Origin of the sequence: Microbacterium sp. Leaf351 (assembly GCF_001423825.1) — a bacterium.
GTDB classification, from domain to species: Bacteria; Actinomycetota; Actinomycetes; order Actinomycetales; family Microbacteriaceae; genus Microbacterium; species Microbacterium ginsengisoli.
This window is the reverse complement of the sequence record NZ_LMPK01000018.1, coordinates 87,105-87,948: the sequence shown is the minus strand read 5'-3', so window position 1 is coordinate 87,948 and position 844 is coordinate 87,105. Positions and strand designations below refer to the sequence as shown.

Genomic DNA, 844 nt, shown 5'->3' with positions numbered 1-844 from the left:
CCTCGTCGTGGTTCTTGAGGCCATGAAGATGGAGCAGCCCATCCAGGCCCACAAGGACGGTGTCATCGGCGCGATCAACGCCGATCCCGGCACGACCGTGTCGGCCGGCCACCAGCTGCTCACGATCTCCTGACGCACACGGCGAGGCCGCGGCATCCGATCAGCCGATCAGGATGCCGCGGCCTCGTCGTTCGTCAGTTCTCGTCGCCGCTGGAGCGCTCGACGCCGTGCATCGCGCGCACGGCGTCTTGGATGGAGCCGGTCAGCGAGGGGAACACCGCGAACACGCGCGACATCTGGTCGACGGTGAGGCGGCGCTCGACGGCGATCGCGAGCGGGTAGATGAGGTCGGAGGCGCGGGGACCGACGATCACACCGCCGATGACCGTGCCGCTGCCCTCGCGGGCGATCACCTTCACGAAGCCGTCCTTGATGCCCATCATCTTGGCGCGGGCGTTGGCCGCGAGCGGAAGCTTGTGCACGACGCCGTTGATGAGACCGGCCGCGATGTCCTTCTCCTGCCAGCCGATCGTCGCGATCTCGGGCGCGGTGAAGATGTTCGCGGTGATGCGGCGGGACTCGAGCGGGATGACGACGTCGCCGAGCGCGTGGAAGACCGCGGTGCGACCCTGCATCGACGCGACCGACGCGAGCGGCATGAGCGTCGTGCAATCCCCGGCCGCGTAGATGTTCGGCACCGAAGTGCGCGAGACCCGGTTCACCCGGATGTGACCGGAGTCGGTCAGCTCGACGCCCGCCTCGGCGAGCCCGATGTCGTGGGTGTTGGGGATCGAGCCGACCGCCATGAGGCAATGGCTGCCGACGATCTCGCGGCCGTCGGCGA

At 68.6% G+C, this 844-nt stretch carries 2 protein-coding genes; one reads left to right on the top strand and one right to left on the bottom strand.

All coding sequences use genetic code 11. The annotated features are described in order from the left end of the window. The coding region (locus ASG00_RS18700) for an acetyl-CoA carboxylase biotin carboxyl carrier protein subunit (RefSeq protein ID WP_268772051.1) at positions 1-133 on the top strand (133 nt) is incomplete at its 5' end. A gap of 61 nt (positions 134-194) precedes the next feature. On the opposite strand, the gene ASG00_RS17620 is transcribed toward ASG00_RS18700, so the two are convergent. Beyond that, on the bottom strand, positions 195-844 hold a 650-nt coding region (locus tag ASG00_RS17620), incomplete at its 5' end, for an FAD-dependent oxidoreductase (RefSeq protein ID WP_235559410.1).